Here is a 21,870-nt window from a genome sequence, read left to right on the forward strand (position 1 = left end):
CATCACCCTTTTTTGTTGTGAAGACGTTCCATACATACTCAATTCCAGATCGGAAGAATATTTTGCATAGTAGCCCATACAATTTTCTTGGATTTACATAGTTTATAATAACAAAGTTCGAAAGGGGGCATACATGTGAGTGATGCAGGATATGGTTTTGGAGGCGGATTCGCCTTACTTGTTGTTTTGTTTATTTTACTAATTATTATTGGTGCTACTTATTGCGGCTATGGATATTAAATAATGGATTAATCATTCGTTCAAGAAAGGGGGGTTAATTATGGGCTATGGATATGGTTACGGATATGGGTGTGGCTATGGCTATGGATATGGTTCCGGTTGCGGAAAAGCCTTCGCTTTAGTTGTAGTATTATTTATCCTTTTAGTTATTATTGGATGCGTATGTTGGCATTGAGTATTGGTTTACAAGGTCCTTCCAGGGACCTTTTTTTTTGATTTTGAGGGGTTGATTAATAAAGCACAGAATATGCTTATAGACATATTCTATTGTAAGCAGAATCCATATCCGTATCGAACATCCAATGTATGACCTCCTCGAAGAAGTAAGGGGCACATCCCTTCTTCTTCGTACATATGTTTAGGCGTATTTTTTTAGTATCAATATTGTCCAGGTAGTTAACACTGCACCTGTAAAACTATAAGTGTCGCAATTGGTTGTTTATCAAATTCTGTTTAATCTGATTTACATATGATATAAAGCAAGACGCAGTCTTCTCCGCAGCGTTTTCCGCCTATGTGGATTAACTCCTAATTGCTTCCTTCTGGAGGCAATTTTTTTTATATAAATTAGGTACGAGCCCTTCCCTCCATCTGGCTTGTACATATTATAAAAGCGAATACATTGGAAAAGGAGTGAATTATATGGGCTACGAAGGAGGAAGAGGCTACGGTGCTACATTTGCCTTAGTCGTTGTATTATTTATTCTTTTGGTAATTATTGGAGCTGTTTATGCTTATTAAGCGAAAATACAGATAAATACGTTTGTCTACATTTTTCGATTAAACAGATTTTTATAGTATGAGCTAAATATAAGCATGCCAAAAAACCTTCCATCATCCTATAACTGGAAGGTTTTGTTTTATTTAGTCAATAATATCAATTAAGTTACATATTGGAAAGATGAGCGACTTTTTATAATGGCATAAATCCATTGTAAAAGCTTGTTGGCACAGGCAATGACGACTACTTTAAATGGCTTTCCTTCGCCACGTTTCTTATCATAGAATTCATGTAATTTCTTATTACGATGAAGGATGGTATCTGTCGTTTTCTTTTTGTGACAATCCCTAATTCCGCATCGGACAGCCATATACAAGGTATGCCTTAGTCTGCTGGATCCTCTTTTGGTAATCCGGTTTTCGGTTCCTTTAAACCGGCCAGATTCATATATGCTTGGGTCTATTCCGGCGAAAGCAACGAGCTTCTTTGGGCGGTTAAACCGATTGATTTCCCCAATTTCAGAAATAATCGTTGCCGCGATTTTTTCACCGATACCGGGGATCGATTGGATAATCTTATATTCTTCCATTTCTTTTGCCAAAGCATCTATCTCTTTTTCTAATCTGGTTAGATGCTTTTGGTATTCGAGAAGCATTTGAATATACATTTCCAGGGTGAGAATGTGGCTCTGATAAAGGGTTTTCTGGAATGGGTTCCGAACCGCTGCCGCGATTAATTCACCGCCTGTTCTTGTGCCCACTTTTTGTAACGCCTTTTACACAGTTCATTGATCTTGTCAGCCAATGCTTCTTCTCCAGCCATTAATACTTCCTCTGAAGAGGGATACTCTAATAAAACAAGTAAGGAAACCACAGAATACAAATCCCCAAAAACCCCGCAATAATCAGGGATTACCTGGTCAAGAACAGCTCGAAATTGCAATTTTGTTTGTACATAAATACCCGTTATATTCTCATGCTGCCTTGTGAGGTTCCGGAGGTTCAATAAATGATTCCCCTTTTTTTATAAGGCCCCAGGTCCTCTTTATAGTACAGCTCGCAGAGATGGTAGGCATCGATCACATCTGTTTTGACCTTCCGTAAACTGGAACTCTTCGCTCGATAAGAGATAAGGGGATTGACGATGAATAATACATAACCTCTTTCCTCAAAATACTGGACAACGGGGGTATGATAATGCCCTGTAGATTCCAGTATGAGTGGAGGTTTTACCCCTGTTTTATTTCCTTTTTCTTTAGAAAGCAGTGAAGGGACTGAAGTCCTTCCACCGTATGGTCCACTTTAAAACTATTTTTATATAGCTTCTTCTTTTCTAAGAAAGCTTGGACCTGACTTTCTCCCTTTCGCTACATCCAGGCCAACCACTGGATTCATTTTGTATCTCCTCCAATGATTAATTTACCGGTACCCTAGCATCATAGGTTCGCTTGTTATACGAGATCAAGGTCCCAACCAGCTAAATCATGTTTAAACAAGTAGGGGGCGAACAGTTTAGCGGACGGGATCAAGTCCCACGGGTACGGACGTTCTACCCCGGCTATTGCTATAATAAAACCATACAAGAAATGGTCAACCAGAATATCTGGCTGACCTTATAATGGAGGATATGAAGCATAGTCTTTATGGTAACAGAAATTAAATATTATCACTATCGTAACGCACGGCTCCTGTAGCTGTTACCAACTGGATACTGATTACCTGGTAAAACTGGAGCGATCTCAGTGGTAGAATAATCATAGGGAAACCTTATAAGCCTGGTCTCCCTCTATTTTATCTATTATCAATATTTGAAATAAACAATGCCAACAGGGGATAAACACTGTACCAAGGGTTCTCCTATATAAATTGAAAACAAAGGTGCCCAGTTTTTTATAACAATATTACCTATATTCCTATACTGTTTGTTTTTTCACCGGGATGTAAATGTCCATTTCTTTTTCCTTTGTTCCATAACATCTTTCATCATACAATTCAAATTCCACTAATCCGTGGTGTTCAAAGCCTGATTGGGGAAACCACTCTGTAAAGATCTGATTCCATGTGCCCTGAATTGAAGAGGTAAAGGATTTTTCATCTGCTTTCGGCGTAGTGAAAACAGCGTACTGAAGTTCAGGAAAACTCATATATACCATTCCGTCAGGTACGTGAGTTCCCGGTGTTACTTCCATTCCGATGACATATATAAATTCACCTGTTTCAGGGTTGAAATTGGTGCATAAACCTAATTCCTGATTTACATTGATGGGATTAGGAATATTACAACCCAGCTTTTGTTGCATGTACTGATGCCAAAATTCCGGAATGTCCTTATTATTCTGACCATCTGTATTTCTCGTTTTAAGTTCGTAGCCAATAATATGAAAAGCGGGTTTAGTGATTAATTTTGGTGCCATCCAAGTACCTCCTAAATAATGAATTGTTAGGCAGGCTTTTCCTAATAGGGGTCCCGATAATCTTTTGGCATCGCGATATTGCCTAGGTGAAATACCATAGAACCTTTTGAATGCCCGATTAAACGATTCTATGTATTGGAAACCAACATCAAATGCAATCTCTATCACCTTTTCATCTGTATAAAATAGTCGTTCTGCTGCACATGTAAGCCGTCTTTTTCTCACGTAATCCATCACGGATACTCCGACCATAACCTGAAATACACGATGAAAATGAAAAGGAGAAAAACAAGCAACCTCTGCTAATTTCATTAGAGTAACCTTTTCATTTAAGTTGTCTTCAATATAATCAAGTGTTCGTTGTATATTTATTTCATACCCCAGTGGTCTTCACCTGCCTTACATTAACTATAACAGGAAACGTGGATGTGCTCTTAACATTTTTTGCGGTAATTAGCTTTATGAATTATAGGCTGTAACGTCTTAACGTGGAGGAAGAAAAAGACTATCTTGGAATGGCAAAGACCTTTTGTGGGAGAGAAATTGCTGAAAGGTCGTGGCTTGTACGAATAGACTCCCAAAAGCACCTGGAGCTAACTTGGCTCAGAGTCAAATATTCTTAGCCAAAAGTAAAGTAAAGTATAGGAAGGGATGGTTTGTTTGGTTTAAATACCATTAAACCCCAATAAACGGGTTCTTTACTTTAAGATTGTTTGGATGTTGCGGCAGCTGTTATTTGTTGTTTTACAGGATAGATCAACAAGGATAATAAATTTTTTTATAGAATTTAAGAGAAATGATTGCTTAATTTACTGGAGGTGTTTAAGTGCAGGATAAGAAGGATACATCGGAACAAGAAAGAGAGAGATTAAGAGAACAAGAATTGAAACGTAATCCAACGGGCAATATGAACGATGCTTTTAATAGAACAAACAGTGGAAATCTCCCTGATTTAGTTGGTAGCCTAGGTTGGAAGGGCACAGGAATTCTTATTATTGTAATAATAATTGGCTTTGTTGTTGTATCACTCTTCTTCAAGTAAAGGGAGCGATAGTTGAAGTCCAAGCTGCCTTCCTAGGCGGCTTTTTTCATATATGGAGGAAGGACTTTTTACTAAATCAGAGAATATTTTAGATAATTATTTTTTTAAGGGGTGTTTGTATGGAAATCAGATTGGAAAAAGCAGTAGAAGCGGATGCCGAGGCTATCTTTGATATTCAAGTAAAGGCATTTATTCCGTTATTGCATGAATATAAGGATTACGATACAAATCCTGCTAATGAAACAATTGAAAGAGTGCTAACAAGGATTAATAATCCCGATGGAGGATTTTATAAAATACAAATCGATGATGATCTTGTAGGGGCTATTTGTGTATTTTGGAGAAAAGAGACTCAGTTTTGGATAAGTCCAATGTTTATTTTACCTGAATATCAAGGGAAGGGTATAGCCCAGAAAGCGATACGTTTAATTGAGAGGTTATTCCCTCAAGCAACAACTTGGGAATTAAGGACGATCTTACAGGAGGAACGAAACTGTTATTTGTATGAAAAATTGGGATACAAACTGGAAGACTGGAAACATAGCTTAAATGAAAAAGCTACGCTTGTTCATTATAAAAAATATGTTCATGCTTCTTTAGTTAACGGGTGAGGAAGTTGGTCCAGTAGAGGTCAAGCGGGACAAGAAAAAAAGCAGTTTCCTACGGAGAAATTGTAAATATGCCATCTGGCAGAGTTTTTAACTTTGCAGATAATGAAGAAAATTACTTTGCTGTATTGGAAAGAATAAAATAAATAATTTATTTTATTCTTTGCTGCCTACACAGGCAGCTTTGGCTGCGTTAGTTAGTTTAAGTATGGCTGCAAAGGCATCCTTTATTTTGTTTTCACTAACAGGGCAGGTACAAAATATAGATTAGACGTAAATAGAATAATATTGATTAACATATTTTGAGGGGAAAAATACTTGGAGCCAAATAATATTATCAGCTTTTTTGAGGTGCCGCCATAAAACAATTACGGATTTTTTATTTAGAAGAGATACGCTTATAAAAGATGCTTATGGTTTGCAATAGTGAGTCGGGTCATATATGTCATTAGGTAGTTTCATATACACATAAAAAGGTGTTTATTATTCTATTTCTTCTAAAAAAATTTTTAGAGGAGCTATCCATATTACTCCTCTACATTTGAATCTTCTTCAGATGATTCCTCTTCCAGTAAGTGAGGAAAGTGCTCTTGGAACAACTCTTCTTTGATTTGTTCTATTAGACTCATGTATATCCCTCCTTGTTGTAGTATATATTTACCCGATTGTGATGGGTGTAACCTGGTAGTTATTGGACCTCTCTGCTTCAATAATAAAGCTCCCAATAAAGAGGTAAGTTAAAATGGATCAAGATATTCGCGATGAATTTAGTAATAAATATAAATACCCAAAGCTGGATTTGAACAGATAATTAAATAAAACTGTTTACTCTACTGTTAGCTTATTACTTAATGCCCTCCACCTGAATATCTATTATCCCCGATTGTATAATTTGAATCCTCACCTGCTTTTGCATGTGGATTAATAGAGTGCTGTATGGAATTTCTATTTTTCTTTCGTTTCCAATCTATCAAGATTGCAAAACCTATGATTACAAGAATCAATACGATTAAAAATGTCATTATAGCCACTCTTTCATAGTTTCTTAATTCATTATATTATAAGTTCATGCCCATTATCCCTGCCTCCTTGAACTAAGGGGTGAGTTAGTTCAAGAAGACGAGGCTGGTACGGAAGTATTTTACTAATAGGGGTAGCTTAGTTCAAAGGATAACTTATAGGACGAAGCGAATAGTTTAATGTGGAAATCATTGTTTCACTTGGGATTAAAATTCAGTAATAACAATTGTTTTCCTGACCCTAATGTCGGAGCAATTCTTTATAAATGAAGTCCTTGCAGATGTATTGGATAATAAACCAGTTTTAAAGCTAATTAGCAGTTATGTTTGGAACTTTGGGGTCACTTTTCAAGTAAGGTACGGATGTTCAAAAGAGGAGAGTTTTATATGGAAAATTACCTATTGGATGTGGATGGACAGAAAGTGAGTTATTATGAGGAAGGAAAGAGTGAAAAGCCAACAATTGTTTTGCTGCATGGTCTAGCAGGGAGTTCGAGATATAGTTTCTTTGAACTAAGTAAGATATTATCTGCTCATTTTCATATTATAGCAATAGATCAGCCAGGACATGGGGCCAGCACCTCATTTAATAATGAGGAAGACTATTTGTTTTCTATGCTGGCAAAGTGGTATGAAAAGGTATTCGATTCTTTATTGAATAAACCATTTTATATCCTGGGTCATTCATGGGGAGCAGATGCAGCTCTACATTATACAAAAAATTTCCCTGCTAAGGTCAAAGGCGTTATTCTATTAGATGGCGGTTTTACCTTTCCAGAGTTTCAGGAGGAAATGACCTTTCTAAAAGCATATAATGGATGGGATTCATACATAGACAATGCTGTATATAATACTTGGGAAGATATAGTTAGTGAGTATAAGACTTACACAACGAGATGGAATGCTAATATCGAACAGTCATTGAACTCAATATTTATAAAAAAGGAAAAGTATGAATTACTAGCAAGTAAATTCACTATTTTATCAATAATCAAGGCTTTTTTTGAGGAACCCTTTTCACATACATATCCTTTTATTAAGTCTCCAATATTATTATTACATGCTACAGAACCAGAAGAATTACTTGAAGCAAGGGAAAAAGGAATTTCCCAATTAAGGGCGGATATTAAAGATGCTACTATTATTTCATTGAGTAATACAGGTCACATGGTTCAATGGGATAAACCTGACGAAGTATGTTCTGAAATAATAGAATGGGTTAAAGATATAGAAGAAGGACATTATTCTTAAACTAAAGGGAAACGACAAATCAAGAACACTTAGCTGCATTAATGCAGCTTTTTTTGATTTCCATTAACTGGTTGTTGTTTTGGTTGAGGTGGTTTATAGATTTTAAGGAAGCCCAGCCAAAACTTATTTTTATGGATGCTAATACCTTTAGGTACGATGTCAGATGTAAACATTAAACAGCCCAAAGTCATTAAATGCCCGCCAAAAATGATTAAACTAAAAGACCACATAATATGAAATGCTTTTAAAAATAGCATAACAAATGATTGAAAGTTGACGACATTAAATGAGGAAAAATACTCTATACTATTGATAAGAACCAATATAAATATCATGATAAGTATGGCAATCCCCAAAATACCAGCATAAATCATGCAAGGCCATGCACCCAACAATGAAGGCGTTTACTAAGGGGCTTTAGGAAAATAAATAAACTCCATGCTGCTGATGTCGGATAATAGTATGATAAGCCACCCTAAAAACCAAATGGATGACTTAATGTTTTTAAATGTGGCAATAGCATTTCCTTCAACTATTAGACTTCCTTTTAGACTTATGTAGATCACAAACTATGTATTATTAGCAGAAGATGATGGTATAAGAAGGGGCAGAGCAAAGAGGTTTGCCCTGCCCTTTCAATGTCAAGTAGTTGTCAAATTATCATTAATAACCACCTTTGCCAACGAAAGCAACTCCTACGATGATTAAAAGGATAAATAGAACAACTAATAAAGCGAAGCCTCCTCCAAATCCATATCCACCGTCGCCCATATACTACACCTCCTTTATGAGGGATAGTACATGTTATGTATGCATCTGAATTTATGATTGGTTAAAAGTCACTATTTTCATTTCAATCTGAAAAATTAACAGGATTATGAATTTGAAGTGGTTACTAATGACCTGGGATATCCACCTTAAGCCCTGTTCTGAAGTCGTTGGTTGATACATCTGATACTGGAGTTACTTTATGGGAGCCTTCTTCGCTGGTCAGAAAATGGATGGTAAATTATAAGAATGTCTGGAAAAATTACATATTTATGTACAGGGTGCGTAAAGCTTAAGAGGGACGGCTGCTTCGGTAGCATTTTGTTATTTTACCAAAGGGGCAGGTAAATTGAAAAAAAGGGATTTTTTTGTCTCTGTTTAAAAATATTATCTATTTGAAGCAAGCTGTAACGAATTTAAAGTGATAATATTTTATGAATTGGAAAAAAATAGTGTTAGGAAAGGAGGCGTTGCAAATGACTATTAAAAAGTGGTTAATTGGATTAGTGGGTATGCTTTCTATAATTCTGGTTATGACAGCTCCAGGCTCACACAGAGTATTTGCAGAATCCCGCGTTGTAACACAGCCTATTGAGTCAGGGAAAGCGATTGTGGTTGAAATGAATGATGATTATTTTAATCCGAAAGTCATCACTATTCCGAATGGTAGAACGACTACGCTGCTGTTGAAAAACAAAGGTAAGAAAAAGCACACCTTCACAGTTGAAAAGCTCAGAATCGACACGGAAGTCCAGCCGGGAAAAGAAATGACCCTTACCGTGACACCGCAAATGGCCGGTACATATGATTTGATATGTCGATACCATTTACAGGAAGGAATGGCCGGCAAAGTAATAGTTAGATAACAAGCAGGGCAAATCGGGCCGTTTTTAGTTCCCAACAGTTATACTTATTGTTACCTAAACATCTTTAAACCAGTTAACTTTCTGTACCTTATGGAAAAAGTTGGTGTTCTATTGGCATTCCCCTCAGGCTGTAGAGAAACTCGACAGCCTGAGTCGTTTGAAAACGGCTTTCTATCAGCTTACTTTTTGTTTAGGAACGAGTTTTTGATTCTTGATTTTGACTCCAAACATCCATCGGGTCAGGGTGATGCGTTTTATCAGCCTATCATACACCACCCAAGACAGTAGAAAACTCGATAACATGATTAGCCAAAACGAAGAAGTTATTCTCAGGTCGAGCTTTAAAATATAATACCCCACTGCCACAAGAACGCTTTGGTGGAGAATATAGATGGGGAATGCCGCTTCGTTCAGATAGGTTAATAAGGGGTGGGGCTTGACCAAAAACTTGTTTCCATACCCGATGATGGTGATTAGGGATAACCATACAAGCAGCATCCGAAATACTGTAAGGAAGGCAGCAGCGGCAGTCAAATTCTTAGTCTCTACATGGTTCTGGACAGCATAAATCCAGAGCGGAACCAAAATAGCTAAAGATATCAGAGTCTTGAAGCGGATCCGATTAAACATGTCTTGATAGCGGTCGTCACTTGAAGTCACGTACCCAACAAGAAAGAAGATGAGATAGTAAAATGGGTTTTGCCCTCCTGGAGCCGGCAGTAGCTGCGAAATCACCAGTAAAACGAATAGAAGCAGAAACAACAAAGGCTTGGTTAATATCCCATTCAATTGTTGCATGGTGTAGATGTTAGCTTTCACAAACGTGAAGAACGGCAAAGCCGCCACCGAAAAAACGAATAAGTACAAGATGAACCAAAGATGAGCAGGTGTGAAGGTCCCAAAATACCCGGACAAGTCACTGAAATCCGTATAAAAGATTTGTAAGAATGAGAGGTATGACCCAAGTTCCTCTCCAGTATGAACGGAGCGGGCAAAGTATCCCTGTGGGGGAACGACGAACAGCACCCCGACAGCCAATGGAATCAATAGCCGATCCACCCGCTCCCGGACATACATCCGGTTCGTCCTGTTCCGCAGGGCGAACCAGCTGGCAGAGCCGGCGAGCCAAAACAACAGGGGCATAAACCATAGGTTGGTCAAGGAAATGAACCAGCTTAAACTCCAACTCAGGTTTTCGCTTTTCACATAAAACGGGTCCCAATAGTCAAAAATCCTCGAGGTATGGAACGGAAATAGCATCCCAATCCCAATGATCCTCAGCCAATCTAAATCATATCTCCTTACATTACCCAAACTTCATACCCCTAGTAAATAAGACCTAAGTTTACCATGTTTAGACTCTAACATAGCAAGGACAGCAATAAAACGCAATATGAAGTTTGTTTCCGTATGAATCCCTAGCCTTCAAAAGGTAAAAGAAAATGAAAACGATCCTTTTAGAGTTAATTAAGGAGTGCTCAAAAAAGCATGAAACAATTTGTGTACGTAAATATGTAACAGTATAAAAACTTTCTTTTTTTTGTACGGATTTTAGTGAAAGTGCAGGAATATAATGGTTAAATATGGAATAAGAAGGCTTATTAAAAAAGAGCACAAAAATAAAATAACTGGGGGCTGAGCATGGAGAGTATAATTTTGGTTGTGTTTATCTTAGTTATTACATCACTTAATATTTTATTTTATCTATTATACAGAAAAGGGAAATTAAGCCTTATTGTTTCAGGTTTGATTATGATGATGCTTGCTCCCCTTCTTGGTTTTTTTAGTGGTGCATTATTACATCAATTTTATGACTGGAATTCAGGGGGAACTGGAGAGGGTGCTGGGTATGGTGGAGCGATTTTAGGACTTCTAACATTTGTAAATGGGATTATCATTCTAGTAACCGGGATAATTAGATCAATTTATCAATTCATTAAAAAAAATATGAATGGAACCATGTGACTTGGTAATTTTGTGATAGGACTTATCAAGGGGGGAGGACGTAGATAAAAAATTAGAATTTACCTAGAGGAATTATTATATAGATCAGTGGAAAAACTAATTTATTTCAAGTGGTTAATTCACATGTGAGACTTTTTGATACTACTTGAAAACACTTCTGTAAAGGGTGCAGTGGTTAAAACCAGTACAAAACTTTTCACGAAAAGTTACAAAATTAACTTTATTCAGATGAAAGGAGGGAGAGTATGTTCTGGTTATGGATTGTAGGTTTTATAGCTTCTGTATTGGGGGTTACGGGGATTGCTAATTATATTCATAAGACGAGCAATTCACATTTGCCGGATATTGATAAAGGAGTCATGAACACTTCAAGTGCACAGCAGACTTATACTGAGAGTGCACTACATAATGCCAAGAACGATCACTTTGGCGGGATCGGTGGAGGAGGGAATTAAAAATAGACAAAAAACCGTCAAAAGCCGCCACGACTAATTCTTCACCTCTACTAGATAAAAAATAGTAATGCTAAGCCAATCCCTTGGGCTGACTACTAATCTTCGTATGTTTTACTTTGCTTCTATCCGTTTAATCCGTAAAGCCCAGCCCAATAATCTGTTTTCCTCAGGGAAGATAGCCTGAAACGATCGAGCGCTGCCTTGTATACAGAGTCCTGCTCCACAATGAGCATATTCATGAATAAGAAAGCATAAAGGCCGCTGGATAAGCATAAAGCATCAAACATAAGCATAGGAAGAAGAGAGATAATCATAAACATGGATAACATAAGCATAAAACCAGGAAACTAAAGCATAAACCTTCAAGATATAAGCATATTTCCCTCGAAGTTAAGCATAAACCCTCTTACGGAGCTCTACTTACTCATCATTTAATGAAAATTCCTTCCAAAAAGCCTGATTTTCCATAACTAGGGATTCAAGCTGTGAAAAATCACCAAGATTAAGATTCATCTGTGGTAAATACCTGTTTTTCGGTAAAAAAAAGAACCATTTTCCCCCGCTGCTTATTCGGTTTAAATGGTTATTCTCTCAGAGATTTTGCTTATGCTCCTGGATTCATTTTAGTGGATATATCTGTTTACAAAATTAAACTAAAGGTATGTTAGCCTAGGAAAATATAGCTAGGAGACAGACTTTTTACAAATTTGGTGATAATCGTTTGTCGAAAGGTGTGCTGAATCTCAATAATATGGTTACGATACGTAAGGCTTTAAGTGCACAGCCTGTTTCATTTAAGGGTGCTTTGATCCAGTAAGATCAAGCCCTTTTTTGGTTGGATCCATTTTGTTAAGCAAACAGAGCAGGTTGGCGGAACTATTTATAGTTCGTATAATCTTTTAATTGTATTAGGGATACTTTATGTTCTTGTCTCTAATTACGCCTCGAATAACAATAAAATTATCAATAAAAGGAATAAAAGTTTATTGTAAAACGATAAATTGTGTGTTAAATTCAAATCAATAAACGCTAAATATGTGAGGTGCTTTTTCTTGAAACGAGAAACCATTTTTTTAAAGTTCGTTGTTGTTCTGATGGGACTTCCTGTTCTTGCTTTGTGTATATTTGTGCTGCCTGAGATAGCTGGATTTTTTGCGGAATTAAATCCTAAGTTAGCTTATTTGCAATATCCGTTTTTAATAGGTTTGTATGTAACAGCGATAGTTTTTTTCGTTGCACTGTACCAGACTTTAAGACTTTTAAGCTTGATTGACAAAAACCAGGCATTTTCGGAATTATCTGTTAGGGGTTTAAAGAATATTAAATACTGTGCCATTACCATCAGTGTCTTATTTGCGGTATTTATGCCACTTTTATATCTCATGGCAGAGGTAGACGATGCTCCAGGCATTATATTAATCGGAATGGTCATTATTTTTGGCTGCATTGTTGTTGCGGTATTTGCGGCTGTTCTTCAGAAGCTATTAAAAAATGCCATCGATATAAAATCAGAGAATGATTTAACGGTGTGAGGTGGAGACAATGGCGATAATAATCAATATTGATGTGATGTTAGCTAAAAGGAAAATGAGTGTGACAGAGCTTTCTGAGAGGGTTGGGATAACGATGGCTAATCTTTCTATATTGAAAAATGGAAAGGCAAAGGCGATTCGATTATCAACTTTAGAGGCGATTTGTAAGGCGCTGCAATGTCAACCTGGAGATGTTTTAGAATATCGAAATGAAGAAGATACCCAGGAAGAATAAAGGAATTATGTTAACACCTAAAATAGAAAGTTCTTAGGCGGTGGACTAATATAACCCTAAATCTAGTTAGCTGCAAGACAAAGCACCATTTACATGTATCATGATAAAAACATTGGAGGTACAAATCATGAGAGCCCTGAAACAATTTGTTCGCTTTGGCTGGGAGCAGGCCCTATCATGTTTGTTTCCAGTCGTTATTTTTGCCTCTTTAGCGTTAACACAAATCTTCCCGCTTCCCTTACTGCCGAGGTATGACTGGCTCCTCATCATCTGCCTTTTGATGCAATGCTGGATGGTGCGTGCTGGGCTTGAAACAATGGATGAACTAAAGGTTATTACATTATTTCACCTTATAGGACTTGCCCTTGAACTTTTTAAGGTACATATGGGCTCCTGGTCTTATCCTGAAGAAGGATATTTCAAAATTTTTGGTGTGCCCTTGTATAGCGGATTTATGTACGCAAGTGTAGCAAGTTATCTCTGCCAGGCGTGGAGGAGGTTTAAGGTTGAACTGGTTAAGTGGCCGCCGTATCTGATAGTTATACCTCTTGCAGCCGCGATATATTTGAATTTTTTCATCCACCATTACTGGATTGACGTTCGCTGGTGGTTGTCTGGACTTGTAATTATGATCTTTTGGCAATCCTGGGTCACATATGAGGTTAATGGAACTCGTTACCGTATGCCACTTTCACTTTCTTTTGTACTCATCGGATTTTTTATATGGATAGCCGAAAATATCGCAACGTTCTTTGGAGCTTGGGAATATCCATATCAAACTGATGCATGGAGTCTCGTTCATCTTGGAAAGGTAAGTTCATGGCTCTTATTAGTGATTGTCAGCTTTCTTATTGTAGGGACGCTAAAGCAGGTTAAGGGGAAAGTTCTACTAGTCAATATTTTGATAACTGTTAAGAACCCTCTTATAAAAAAGTCGGATTCTTAGTCGGGAATTCGACTTTTTTCTCCTAGCGAACAACATACCGAAAAATAAAAATGGATAAAACAGTGTTGGAATGGTGCATTTCTTCTTTAGTCGGGTTTTTTGATCATACTGCCGGCGGTTCTGGTGAAAATACTTTAGGGACAGTTGAAAAAATAAAGCTGCAGCTATATACGGCTGGTCATTCCATTGAACCTAAAGATCGGCATGAGTGGATAAGACGATACCAATTAAATTGGTAACGATGCAGGAATTGTTGGAAGTTGCGTTAACCTTGGCTGGAGTCACTATTAGAGAACATTCAATTATTGCTGCTTGATTCTGTTGTTATATAGGAAGTTCCTGCTTATACCATAGTAGCTGGAAACCAAGCAAAAATAAAAAATTCGTATTTAACTCTTTCTTCGAAGAAGGGATGTTGTCGCAGCCCTTTTTGTATTTGTATATTTATGAATATCTGATGGCTTTAGGTATATACCTATTCCTTTATAAATATGGACACATATACTACATTTGTAAGATCAATGGGGAGGGAATAGAGAATGGATAGACAATTTTATGGTAGTAATCCTGGAATGATGGGATATGGTAGTCCTGGAATGGCGGGATATGGTAGTCCTGGAATGATGGGATATGGTAGTCCTGGAATGATGGGATATGGTAGTCCTGGAATGATGGGATATGGTAGTCCTGGAATGGCGGGATATGGCAGTCCTGGAATGGCGGGATATGGCAGTCCTGGAATGGCGGGATATGGCAGTCCTGGAATGGCGGGATATGGCAGTCCTGGAATGATGGGATATGGTAGTCCTGGAATGACGGGATATGGTAGTCCTGGAATGATGGGATATGGTAGTCCTGGAATGGCGGGATATGGTAGTCCTGGAATGATGGGATATGGTAGTCCCAGTATGACAGGTTACGGAAATCCTTACCAATCTGGCTGTGGCTGCAAATAATTTTTTTTAAAGTAAAAGTGTCAATTAATACACAATTAATAAGTATTGGAATGGAAAAAAGGGTCGATACCCACTAGTCAAAGTAAACTTTTGGGCGGTCTTTCCTAGACATATTTAGCTGCTATTAACGGCTTTGTTTGTCAAAAAACTCGAGCCACTTTGGGAATTGTTGTCCTAATCCCAGATTAATAAAGTCAGAAATATATAGTAATAGTAAAAAGCGAGAAGGAATCAATCCTCCCGCTTTTATTTTACCCTTATTGAGCTGTATATCCACCGTCAATTACAACTGCTTGACCTGTAACACTCTTCGCTTTATCACTAGCCAAGAATAAAGCATAATCTGCAATTTCATCTACTTCTAACAAACGCTTTTGAGGTACTAGTGGCAGAAGAACATCCTCTAATACTTTTTCGAGAGGTACATTACGGGTTTTTGCAAGATCCGCCATTTGTCCGCGAACAAGTGGAGTATCTACATAACCTGGGCAAATGCATTCACTGTGATTCCGTGTTCAGCACCTTCTAACGCAGTTACTTTAGTCAAACCAATAACACCGTGTTTAGCACTATTGTAAGCCGCTTTACCCGCAAATCCAATAAGCCCATTGATAGATGATACGTTGATGACGCGTCCGAATCCTTGTTTTCTTTCATGATAGGGAATACGTTTTTAGTAATAATAAATGGTGCTGTTAACATAATCTTAATCATCAATTCAAATTTCTCTGTAGGGAATTGTTCAACCGGTGAAACGAATTGCAATCCAGCATTGTTAATCACGATATCCACTGTGCCGAAAGTATTTTTAGCTACTGCCACTAAGTTTTGGATATCTTCTTCTTTAGTTACATCAGCTTTAACACCGATTGATGTAAGACCTAATGTATGAAGGGAATCAGAAGCTTCTTTAACTGCCTTTTCATTAATATCTGAAAGTACTACTCCTTGAACTTCTGCTAACGGGACCGAATCTTTTAATCCAGTCTTTCTTTCACTTATGGTAAACTTAACCTTCAGGAGGTGGTTTTAGTCATGCAACAATTACAATTTGAGGCGTCTTGGGACAAAGCACTAGCTGCTGTAGACCGACAAAAAATAGAAACTATTTTTAGTGAAACAAAACATATAAACTATCAGGGCATTCTTTTCTCTCCTATACGTGAAGCAATCAACCACAAAGAGGCACTCCTAGTGTCTGTATTAGTCCATAACTTTACGGACCATCCCCTTACTTTTCATGATGCAAGATTACTTTACAGTGTTCATGGAGAAGTCATTGCAGACAAGGTTTTCACTCTGCCTTCGCTTGCTATCTCTTCCAAGGTGAGTATGCCCTGGACGTTTATATTCCCAAGGAATAGTTATATACCGCAGACTGCTTTTGAGAATGGCCAATTAGAAATCGAATTATCAAGAAGCTGTAAAGCTGAATGAGTGTGGATAGAACCAGGAATTAACCCTCTTCTTTTAGCGTTAATTAAAGAAGGAAAGCTGCTGTGGCAGTTTTTTTTTCGATAGCGAGCCAGGTTAACTAAAGATGGAGCCAGAAAGAAGGAAGGGCTGTTTCGGCAGTCTTTTTTCATTGTAGTAAAGGCTTAATTGGAAAGACAGTCTCAGGTAATTTTACTTTTAAAGGTCGGGATAAGAAGGGAGCAGCAAGAGTGGATCCTTGGGTATTGGAGATATTTTTATTTTGGTACTGGGCTATTATATTTTGGCTGTTATTGTTTCTGTCTGTTATTATATTTTTTGTAGCTTTAAAATTGAAATCGTGGAAATGTTCTCTAATTAGTTTAATTGTGTTCATTCCAAATGTGATGGCAATACTTTTAACGGAACTCGAAAAGGTTATGTATTTATTCTTATTATGGTTTTTATTTCAAGGTTACGTGGCATTTCGCTTAATAAAAAAACACAAAACTTAGATAAACTAACGGTGTGTAAATTTATTAAGTCGGGGTTATTCGACAACATTTGGTGTTGTTCCTCCAATATAGCAGCATTAGCAGCAAGCCAAAATAAGAACTTAATTAAACTCTAATAGATAATCCTCTCCATCATTTCTGCTGTTTTGTCATTAGCAGCACTTGTTGTGGCTTTTAGATAAAGATAATCGAACCATTCATATAAGATAAAAAAAGACTTGGCGAGGTAAAAGGAGGCCAAGTCTTTTTGTGTAGAGCGTTTTTTACTTAGAATCAGTTAAAGTTATAGCTTCGGTCAATGTATTGTATAAAGATTCATCTGCATCGATTTAAATCAAGTTATAACAAAATGAAACCGCCATGTTTTATCGAAGTTCTTAAGGAAGAGTAAATTTGGCTCTTTTTTGATTAGCTCTGTTAAACATGGCCGTTGATTGCAGCTAGCAGGCACTCGCTTTCCGCGGGGCGCTCCGGCCTCCTCGGCATTGACGCCTGTGGGGTTTCCCTTAATAGAAAGGCGCAGGACGGTGACTTTCAAGGTAGTTCTTTTATAAGAACTGTGGTGAAGAGTCTGGTTAAAAGCCAAATCTAAGAGAAAGTCAGACACCTGATAAAGAAGACTTGCTGATTGGCAAGCGACAGCGAAGACAGAAGGTTAGTCGCCCTTATGCGTTAGCCAGGCATAAGATGAGCGCCATCAAAAGGCCGCTTTTGCCTTTTGATGGCGATTGGCTTATGACCGAAGGTGTCAGTCCGGAGCTGGACAATACCCGCTTTCCCCGCATGAGTCTCGCATATCCGTTCCAATCAACATCGTGCAAAAATCAACATTGACCTTTAACATAGCCTTTTGATTAAGAAACTTATGCCCATAATATTTGTTCCTTGTTAAACTTAAGGGTGCGATAGTTTATATAGGTCTGGCTGCTTCGGCAGCCTGATTTTACGGACATTTTAGGTTGTTTAATAGAAGAAAGAAGAAGCTATGTAAGTTTATTCATTTCCAAAAACGGGGATATGGTAATAATCGATAAAGAGGAGGAGACATTTTATGAAACTCGAAGTTTTGTGTAACGTAGAGAATTGTACGTACTGGGCCGAGGGGAATCAATGTGTTGCCGACTCCATTTATGTAGTGGGCCTTGATAACAATGATGCTGACAATGTTGAGGAAACGGCTTGTAAAACCTTTGAACCTCGCAAACAATAATCGAATGCAGAATGGACCGGACGGCAGATGCCGCCCGGTTTTTTAATAGGGAAATAGGGACAGCCCAACGGTATACAGGATATGCTGTTAGATGTTTGGTCGAAATGATAATGTTCTAGTCTAGGCAATCCATAGTCATTCCTAATGGTAAGAAGGAAAGGCAGATAACTTAAATCATCTGTTCTTTTTTTACTTTTTCTTCTATTTGAACTGACATGTGAACCAATGCATTTAAACTAAAGACTGCGTTAGGTTAAAAAATGCTTCGGCCGCCATTGTTGTTCCAATAACAGGTAGAATAGTTTAATAAGGAAATGTACAAAGGGGCATAGATCCAACAAGGATTTATGCCCCTGTTCATTGAATAGTTAAACATGAATCAAAAATCAAATGGAAGAAAAATCTGATTGATGGGAGTGTGAAAATAAAACTTCCTTTAATTTCTATCAAGCTTGTAATTTACGCAAGTTATTTACAATTATCAATTTAGATGTTCGATTACAATGGAATTAAAAGGGATGGAGTGAACAATAAACATGCAATATGGAATGTACATAATTTTACTTGTTATTTTTGGATTGATACTTTGGAGGCGAACAAGAGCTATGGTCCGCCCAATTAAAGGTACTGGATTGAGAATTTTGCTGCCGCTGCTCTATATGTCACCTGCTTTTTCTGTGGTGATACAACCTTCTGTTCACATGACTTCAATAGAAATTGTCGTTTCTGTGATATTTGGCACTATCTTATCTGTTCCTTTAATTTATACTACTGATTACGAGATTAGAGAGGATGGGAAAATATATGCAAAAAAGAGCATAGGTTTTGTGATTGCTTTAATCTCTGTATTTGTTAGCCGACGATTAGTTAATTACTTTTTACCAGGCATTGATGCTTTGACATTAAATGCTTTATCTATTATATCTCTGTTTGTGTATGTTGGGTTATGGAGAGTCATAAGTTTTATGAAATTCAAAAAAGTATATAACTCACATATAGCCATGTAAGTCTTCGGACTTTGGAAATTGAAGTTTTTTCAAAAGTTATTGAAATATCTCTTTGGGAAATTCTTTGTGTAAAGTTAAGAGTATGTGATGTATGGTACACAAATATTTGGATGGATTTGATGGTTAGATCTAGATGAAAATGACACAAGACATGAGCAAAGGAATAACTTTGCTCATGTCTTGTTTTTCACTGTTTACAGCTTCAATGACCGTGAAATGTGAATCCCAACACTGACCAGGAAACCGCCTGTTATATATACAGTATATAAAAATAATTAACATTTTCTAAACAGTGCAAATTGTAATGGAATATCGTGGTAAAATTTAGAAGGAGCGGAACGAAAATAGGGAGTGAACATTTGTACAAACATTTAGGTAGTTTAATTATTTTGTGTGTACTTCTGTTAAGTTTAGCGGCTTGCAGTAACAGCCCTGAAACAAAAACGGAAGAAACATTTAAGCCAGGTATTACCTTGGCCAATTACGCGAAACTCAAGGAAGGTATGAGTTATCAGGAAGTTGTTGATATTTTAGGTTCTAAAGGAGAGTTATCTTGGGAACTTGGAACTAAGAATTCTAAGGGGAGCTATCAAGCACATTATATTTAGAAAAAGGAAAATAAGTATCTAGTGACGGTCAAATTTGCGAATGACAAATTAAGGTCTTTAAAACAGCTTGGATTGGATTGATTTAATGACACAAAATATAAGAATTAATGTATTAGAGCTCCTAGTCACAATGATCTGTATTGTTTTGATCGTTTGTCTTCCTTCTTTAATTGTACAGGAAGATGTTTTTGGATTTCACCTCATTTCCTATGTAGAAAGTGTCTTAGGAACTTGTAAAAATCTATTCCAAATCAATGATGCATCTTACGTAATGGAATCAGGAAAAATACTATCGCTATTTCCAGATGCTTTTGAGCGGTATGCATATTCTATGCTCATCCTCTTATCTGCTCTCTTATTTTCGTTAATTGTTACTATATTATTAAGCTATGGATACACATTATCATCAGTAAAGATTAAAAAGGGTATACAGAATACGCTGGTTATTCTGGAATCTCTTCCTGATGTTCTAATCGTGGCAGTTGCCCAATTTACTGTTATTTGGTTATTCAAGAAGACCAATTTATTGTTATTTGATGTTGTATCTGTCCCTGATGACAGGTCCTATATCCTGCCTATTTTATGTTTATCCATCCTGCCACTTATACAACTGTTTAAATTTTTTGTGATGCAGGTAGAAGAGGAAAAGGTTAAGCCATATATTCAGTTTGCGAACGGAAGAGGATTCACGAAATCCTATATTCTCTGGATACATATTTTACGGAATGTCTTAATTCATCTTTTTTACCATTCAAAAACCATCTTTCTCTTTTTACTGTCGAACTTATTTGTACTTGAGATTATGTTCAATATGGATGGTATTATGAATCTGATCAAATATAACGTAAAAATCCCGGAAATAATGGCCATTGGTATTATCTTAATATATGTACCTTTCTTCATTTTCTTTAAGTGTATATTGTACTTTGTGGCCAAGCTCTCCGGAATGGGAGAGGTGGAACAATGAGATATCTACAGTCAAAACGAGTCCTGTTTGGACTTCTATATTTGCTTGTTCTGATTATAAGCAGCTTCTCTCTCCGTTTGTTTTTTGAAGATGGTCTTCCAAAACCACTCTCCTTGTTGTACGAAAATGGAAAGGTGGTTGGTAAGCCCCCGTTTTCCCCAATAGATGTGCCACCTCTTGGAAGTGATATGGTAGGACGTAATATATTCTTTCTGATTTTAGATGGAGCGAAATATACGATCCTCCTGGTCCTTTTCATTAGTTTTATGAGGTTACTATTAGGGTTAATTTTCGGGATAGTATATGCATATTGGCTCGTTCCTTATAAAAAATGGTTTAACGGAGTATTTCAGATATTTTACTATGTGCCTACCGTGTTGCTTGCCTATATAATGTTAAGTCCTATTGATTTCATAGATGGGGTTTCCCCGGGACAGTATATTAGTTACCAAGTTTTCATATTAATTGTCGTTGCTATTCTACCGATTTCTGTAATGTTAGGGGAACAAATACATATACAACTCCAAGAGGATTATATTACTGCTTCTAAATTGATGGGAGCTTCTCGTTCCTGGCTGCTATTCAAACAATTAAAACCTTACTTATTGCCAAGAATGATGGTCTTCTTTATGGAACAGGTTGTACAGGTTCTATCTCTTTTTGCTCAGATAGCTGTTTTAAGTATCTTTTTAGGTGGGAGAGAACTGGTCGCGTTGGAACAAGGCGTAAATGAATTTATTTCACTATCAAATGAATGGTCTGGATTAGTCGGAAAGGGGTATTATCGTATTTCTCTTGCACCTTGGGTGGTCATTGCTCCACTATTATTTTTTGCGATCACTATTATCTCTTGTAACTTAATCATAAAAGGTCTGGAAGAGAAAATGTAGGAACGTCCCAAACGGAAAATGGAACGTAAACATACAAAAGATACACCCCAACAAAGAGGAAATGTCAGTTCTCAACCGTTTAAAAGGTTAAGCCAATAATGATATACGTGACAAAGTTATAAAGCCTTTTCGAGAGAAAATGACAAAGCCGATTCCTGATGAGAAGAATTAAAAAAATCATCATTCAGCTTTTGGATGGATCTTTTCTTGAAAAGCACCGTCCTCCGCTTTTCGATCAGGTGA

The 21,870-nt window shown here is 37.1% G+C and carries 25 protein-coding genes and 3 pseudogenes; 21 read left to right on the forward strand and 7 right to left on the reverse strand.

Features of this window, described 5'->3' with window-relative positions:
- Nucleotides 1–135: 135 nt before the first annotated feature.
- From CUU66_RS20510 to CUU66_RS20520, 3 genes are all read left to right on the forward strand, one after another.
- Nucleotides 136–240 (forward strand): YjcZ family sporulation protein, encoded by a 105-nt coding sequence (locus CUU66_RS20510; protein ID WP_101645265.1) that lies wholly within the window; start codon nt 136–138, stop codon nt 238–240.
- Nucleotides 241–280: 40 nt separating this feature from the next.
- The gene (gene yjcZ / locus CUU66_RS20515) at nt 281–415 is read left to right on the forward strand and encodes a sporulation protein YjcZ (RefSeq protein ID WP_101645266.1); all 135 of its coding nucleotides are present in this window, start codon (nt 281–283) and stop codon (nt 413–415) included.
- A gap of 467 nt (nt 416–882) precedes the next feature.
- A complete protein-coding gene (locus tag CUU66_RS20520; protein WP_101642255.1) occupies nt 883–981 on the forward strand; it encodes a YjcZ family sporulation protein in 99 nt (32 codons plus the stop codon).
- A 140-nt stretch (nt 982–1,121) separates the two neighbouring features.
- On the opposite strand, the pseudogene CUU66_RS20525 reads toward CUU66_RS20520, so the two are convergent.
- A pseudogene (locus CUU66_RS20525) lies at nt 1,122–2,355 on the reverse strand (IS110 family transposase).
- 518 nt (nt 2,356–2,873) lie between these two features.
- Nucleotides 2,874–3,758 carry an AraC family transcriptional regulator gene (locus CUU66_RS20530; protein ID WP_257968084.1) on the reverse strand — a complete coding sequence of 295 codons (885 nt, stop codon included), beginning with the start codon at nt 3,756–3,758 and terminating at the stop codon, nt 2,874–2,876.
- A 442-nt stretch (nt 3,759–4,200) separates the two neighbouring features.
- On the opposite strand from CUU66_RS20530, the gene CUU66_RS20540 reads away from it, so the two are divergent.
- From CUU66_RS20540 to CUU66_RS25070, 3 genes and pseudogenes are all read left to right on the forward strand, one after another.
- The gene (locus tag CUU66_RS20540; protein WP_101645268.1) at nt 4,201–4,416 is read left to right on the forward strand and encodes a DUF6366 family protein; all 216 of its coding nucleotides are present in this window, start codon (nt 4,201–4,203) and stop codon (nt 4,414–4,416) included.
- Between the two features lie 119 nt (nt 4,417–4,535).
- Nucleotides 4,536–5,027: a GNAT family N-acetyltransferase gene (locus tag CUU66_RS20545; RefSeq protein ID WP_101645269.1), complete on the forward strand. Its 492-nt coding sequence runs from the start codon at nt 4,536–4,538 to the stop codon at nt 5,025–5,027.
- A gap of 38 nt (nt 5,028–5,065) precedes the next feature.
- Nucleotides 5,066–5,170: pseudogene (locus CUU66_RS25070) on the forward strand (VOC family protein); the annotation flags it as partial.
- A gap of 702 nt (nt 5,171–5,872) precedes the next feature.
- Here the strand turns inward: CUU66_RS25070 and CUU66_RS24435 are convergent.
- A complete protein-coding gene (locus CUU66_RS24435; RefSeq protein WP_180955377.1) occupies nt 5,873–6,046 on the reverse strand; it encodes a hypothetical protein in 174 nt (57 codons plus the stop codon).
- 384 nt (nt 6,047–6,430) lie between these two features.
- Between CUU66_RS24435 and CUU66_RS20555 the strand changes: the two genes are divergently transcribed.
- Complete coding sequence (locus tag CUU66_RS20555; RefSeq protein ID WP_101645270.1) at nt 6,431–7,294, forward strand: alpha/beta fold hydrolase; 864 nt, start codon at nt 6,431–6,433, stop codon at nt 7,292–7,294.
- A gap of 38 nt (nt 7,295–7,332) precedes the next feature.
- Here CUU66_RS20555 and CUU66_RS25500 read toward each other — a convergent pair whose 3' ends face one another.
- Nucleotides 7,333–7,689 (reverse strand): DUF4386 family protein, encoded by a 357-nt coding sequence (locus CUU66_RS25500; RefSeq protein WP_374703018.1) that lies wholly within the window; start codon nt 7,687–7,689, stop codon nt 7,333–7,335.
- Nucleotides 7,690–7,957: 268 nt separating this feature from the next.
- Nucleotides 7,958–8,065, reverse strand: a complete 108-nt coding sequence (locus tag CUU66_RS20565) for a YjcZ family sporulation protein (protein ID WP_101645272.1) — start codon at nt 8,063–8,065, stop codon at nt 7,958–7,960.
- Nucleotides 8,066–8,538: 473 nt separating this feature from the next.
- On the opposite strand from CUU66_RS20565, the gene CUU66_RS20570 reads away from it, so the two are divergent.
- Complete coding sequence (locus CUU66_RS20570; RefSeq protein ID WP_101645273.1) at nt 8,539–8,928, forward strand: cupredoxin domain-containing protein; 390 nt, start codon at nt 8,539–8,541, stop codon at nt 8,926–8,928.
- Between the two features lie 174 nt (nt 8,929–9,102).
- Here CUU66_RS20570 and CUU66_RS20575 read toward each other — a convergent pair whose 3' ends face one another.
- Entirely contained in the window at nt 9,103–10,242 is a 1,140-nt protein-coding gene (locus CUU66_RS20575) for an acyltransferase family protein (RefSeq protein WP_101645274.1), read from the reverse strand.
- 327 nt (nt 10,243–10,569) lie between these two features.
- Between CUU66_RS20575 and CUU66_RS20580 the strand changes: the two genes are divergently transcribed.
- The 7 genes from CUU66_RS20580 to CUU66_RS25240 all read left to right on the forward strand — a co-directional run bounded on the left by CUU66_RS20580 (nt 10,570) and on the right by CUU66_RS25240 (nt 15,017).
- Nucleotides 10,570–10,893 carry an inner-membrane translocator gene (locus CUU66_RS20580; RefSeq protein WP_101645275.1) on the forward strand — a complete coding sequence of 108 codons (324 nt, stop codon included), beginning with the start codon at nt 10,570–10,572 and terminating at the stop codon, nt 10,891–10,893.
- A gap of 245 nt (nt 10,894–11,138) precedes the next feature.
- A complete protein-coding gene (locus CUU66_RS20585) occupies nt 11,139–11,348 on the forward strand; it encodes a hypothetical protein (RefSeq protein ID WP_101645276.1) in 210 nt (69 codons plus the stop codon).
- 1,094 nt (nt 11,349–12,442) lie between these two features.
- The gene (locus CUU66_RS20595; protein WP_257968085.1) at nt 12,443–12,880 is read left to right on the forward strand and encodes a DUF2975 domain-containing protein; all 438 of its coding nucleotides are present in this window, start codon (nt 12,443–12,445) and stop codon (nt 12,878–12,880) included.
- Nucleotides 12,881–12,890: 10 nt separating this feature from the next.
- On the forward strand, nt 12,891–13,115 hold the full coding sequence (locus tag CUU66_RS20600) for a helix-turn-helix domain-containing protein (protein WP_101645279.1): 225 nt from the start codon (nt 12,891–12,893) through the stop codon (nt 13,113–13,115).
- 127 nt (nt 13,116–13,242) lie between these two features.
- Nucleotides 13,243–14,061, forward strand: a complete 819-nt coding sequence (locus CUU66_RS20605; protein WP_101645280.1) for a DUF817 domain-containing protein — start codon at nt 13,243–13,245, stop codon at nt 14,059–14,061.
- A gap of 65 nt (nt 14,062–14,126) precedes the next feature.
- On the forward strand, nt 14,127–14,300 hold the full coding sequence (locus tag CUU66_RS24440; protein ID WP_180955378.1) for a hypothetical protein: 174 nt from the start codon (nt 14,127–14,129) through the stop codon (nt 14,298–14,300).
- Between the two features lie 300 nt (nt 14,301–14,600).
- A complete protein-coding gene (locus CUU66_RS25240; protein WP_101645281.1) occupies nt 14,601–15,017 on the forward strand; it encodes a DUF3432 domain-containing protein in 417 nt (138 codons plus the stop codon).
- Between the two features lie 257 nt (nt 15,018–15,274).
- On the opposite strand, the pseudogene CUU66_RS20615 reads toward CUU66_RS25240, so the two are convergent.
- Nucleotides 15,275–16,019 (reverse strand): annotated as a pseudogene (locus CUU66_RS20615) (3-hydroxybutyrate dehydrogenase).
- Between the two features lie 33 nt (nt 16,020–16,052).
- Here CUU66_RS20615 and CUU66_RS20620 point away from each other — a divergent pair.
- From CUU66_RS20620 to CUU66_RS20650, 6 genes are all read left to right on the forward strand, one after another.
- Nucleotides 16,053–16,454 (forward strand): SLAP domain-containing protein, encoded by a 402-nt coding sequence (locus CUU66_RS20620; protein ID WP_101645282.1) that lies wholly within the window; start codon nt 16,053–16,055, stop codon nt 16,452–16,454.
- 1,542 nt (nt 16,455–17,996) lie between these two features.
- Nucleotides 17,997–18,155 (forward strand): DUF1540 domain-containing protein, encoded by a 159-nt coding sequence (locus CUU66_RS20630; protein ID WP_101645284.1) that lies wholly within the window; start codon nt 17,997–17,999, stop codon nt 18,153–18,155.
- Nucleotides 18,156–18,760: 605 nt separating this feature from the next.
- Nucleotides 18,761–19,162, forward strand: a complete 402-nt coding sequence (locus CUU66_RS20635) for a CcdC protein domain-containing protein (protein WP_374703019.1) — start codon at nt 18,761–18,763, stop codon at nt 19,160–19,162.
- 359 nt (nt 19,163–19,521) lie between these two features.
- Complete coding sequence (locus CUU66_RS20640) at nt 19,522–19,770, forward strand: hypothetical protein (protein WP_101645286.1); 249 nt, start codon at nt 19,522–19,524, stop codon at nt 19,768–19,770.
- Between the two features lie 85 nt (nt 19,771–19,855).
- Entirely contained in the window at nt 19,856–20,737 is an 882-nt protein-coding gene (locus tag CUU66_RS20645; RefSeq protein WP_101645287.1) for an ABC transporter permease subunit, read from the forward strand.
- Nucleotides 20,734–21,627, forward strand: coding sequence for an ABC transporter permease subunit (locus CUU66_RS20650; protein ID WP_101645288.1), 894 nt, complete (start codon nt 20,734–20,736; stop codon nt 21,625–21,627). The genes CUU66_RS20645 and CUU66_RS20650 overlap by 4 nt, the downstream gene beginning before the upstream one ends.
- Nucleotides 21,628–21,870 lie beyond the last annotated feature (243 nt).

Origin of the sequence: Peribacillus deserti, assembly GCF_002863585.1 — a bacterium.
In the GTDB taxonomy this organism is placed as follows: Bacteria; Bacillota; Bacilli; order Bacillales; family DSM-1321; genus Paraperibacillus; species Paraperibacillus deserti_A.

What these genes read in the sequence shown, in the direction of transcription:
- yjcZ (WP_101645266.1), top strand. Translation starts at nt 281, where the DNA reads ATGGGCTATGGATATGGTTACGGATATGGGTGTGGCTATGGCTATGGA.
- CUU66_RS20520 (WP_101642255.1), top strand. Translation starts at nt 883, where the DNA reads ATGGGCTACGAAGGAGGAAGAGGCTACGGTGCTACATTTGCCTTAGTC.
- CUU66_RS20545 (WP_101645269.1), top strand. Translation starts at nt 4,536, where the DNA reads ATGGAAATCAGATTGGAAAAAGCAGTAGAAGCGGATGCCGAGGCTATC.
- CUU66_RS24435 (WP_180955377.1), bottom strand. Translation starts at nt 6,046, where the DNA reads ATGACATTTTTAATCGTATTGATTCTTGTAATCATAGGTTTTGCAATC.
- CUU66_RS20555 (WP_101645270.1), top strand. Translation starts at nt 6,431, where the DNA reads ATGGAAAATTACCTATTGGATGTGGATGGACAGAAAGTGAGTTATTAT.
- CUU66_RS20565 (WP_101645272.1), bottom strand. Translation starts at nt 8,065, where the DNA reads ATGGGCGACGGTGGATATGGATTTGGAGGAGGCTTCGCTTTATTAGTT.
- CUU66_RS20570 (WP_101645273.1), top strand. Translation starts at nt 8,539, where the DNA reads ATGACTATTAAAAAGTGGTTAATTGGATTAGTGGGTATGCTTTCTATA.
- CUU66_RS20580 (WP_101645275.1), top strand. Translation starts at nt 10,570, where the DNA reads ATGGAGAGTATAATTTTGGTTGTGTTTATCTTAGTTATTACATCACTT.
- CUU66_RS20585 (WP_101645276.1), top strand. Translation starts at nt 11,139, where the DNA reads ATGTTCTGGTTATGGATTGTAGGTTTTATAGCTTCTGTATTGGGGGTT.
- CUU66_RS20595 (WP_257968085.1), top strand. Translation starts at nt 12,443, where the DNA reads ATGGGACTTCCTGTTCTTGCTTTGTGTATATTTGTGCTGCCTGAGATA.
- CUU66_RS20600 (WP_101645279.1), top strand. Translation starts at nt 12,891, where the DNA reads ATGGCGATAATAATCAATATTGATGTGATGTTAGCTAAAAGGAAAATG.
- CUU66_RS20605 (WP_101645280.1), top strand. Translation starts at nt 13,243, where the DNA reads ATGAGAGCCCTGAAACAATTTGTTCGCTTTGGCTGGGAGCAGGCCCTA.
- CUU66_RS25240 (WP_101645281.1), top strand. Translation starts at nt 14,601, where the DNA reads ATGGATAGACAATTTTATGGTAGTAATCCTGGAATGATGGGATATGGT.
- CUU66_RS20620 (WP_101645282.1), top strand. Translation starts at nt 16,053, where the DNA reads ATGCAACAATTACAATTTGAGGCGTCTTGGGACAAAGCACTAGCTGCT.
- CUU66_RS20630 (WP_101645284.1), top strand. Translation starts at nt 17,997, where the DNA reads ATGAAACTCGAAGTTTTGTGTAACGTAGAGAATTGTACGTACTGGGCC.
- CUU66_RS20635 (WP_374703019.1), top strand. Translation starts at nt 18,761, where the DNA reads ATGGTCCGCCCAATTAAAGGTACTGGATTGAGAATTTTGCTGCCGCTG.
- CUU66_RS20645 (WP_101645287.1), top strand. Translation starts at nt 19,856, where the DNA reads ATGACACAAAATATAAGAATTAATGTATTAGAGCTCCTAGTCACAATG.
- CUU66_RS20650 (WP_101645288.1), top strand. Translation starts at nt 20,734, where the DNA reads ATGAGATATCTACAGTCAAAACGAGTCCTGTTTGGACTTCTATATTTG.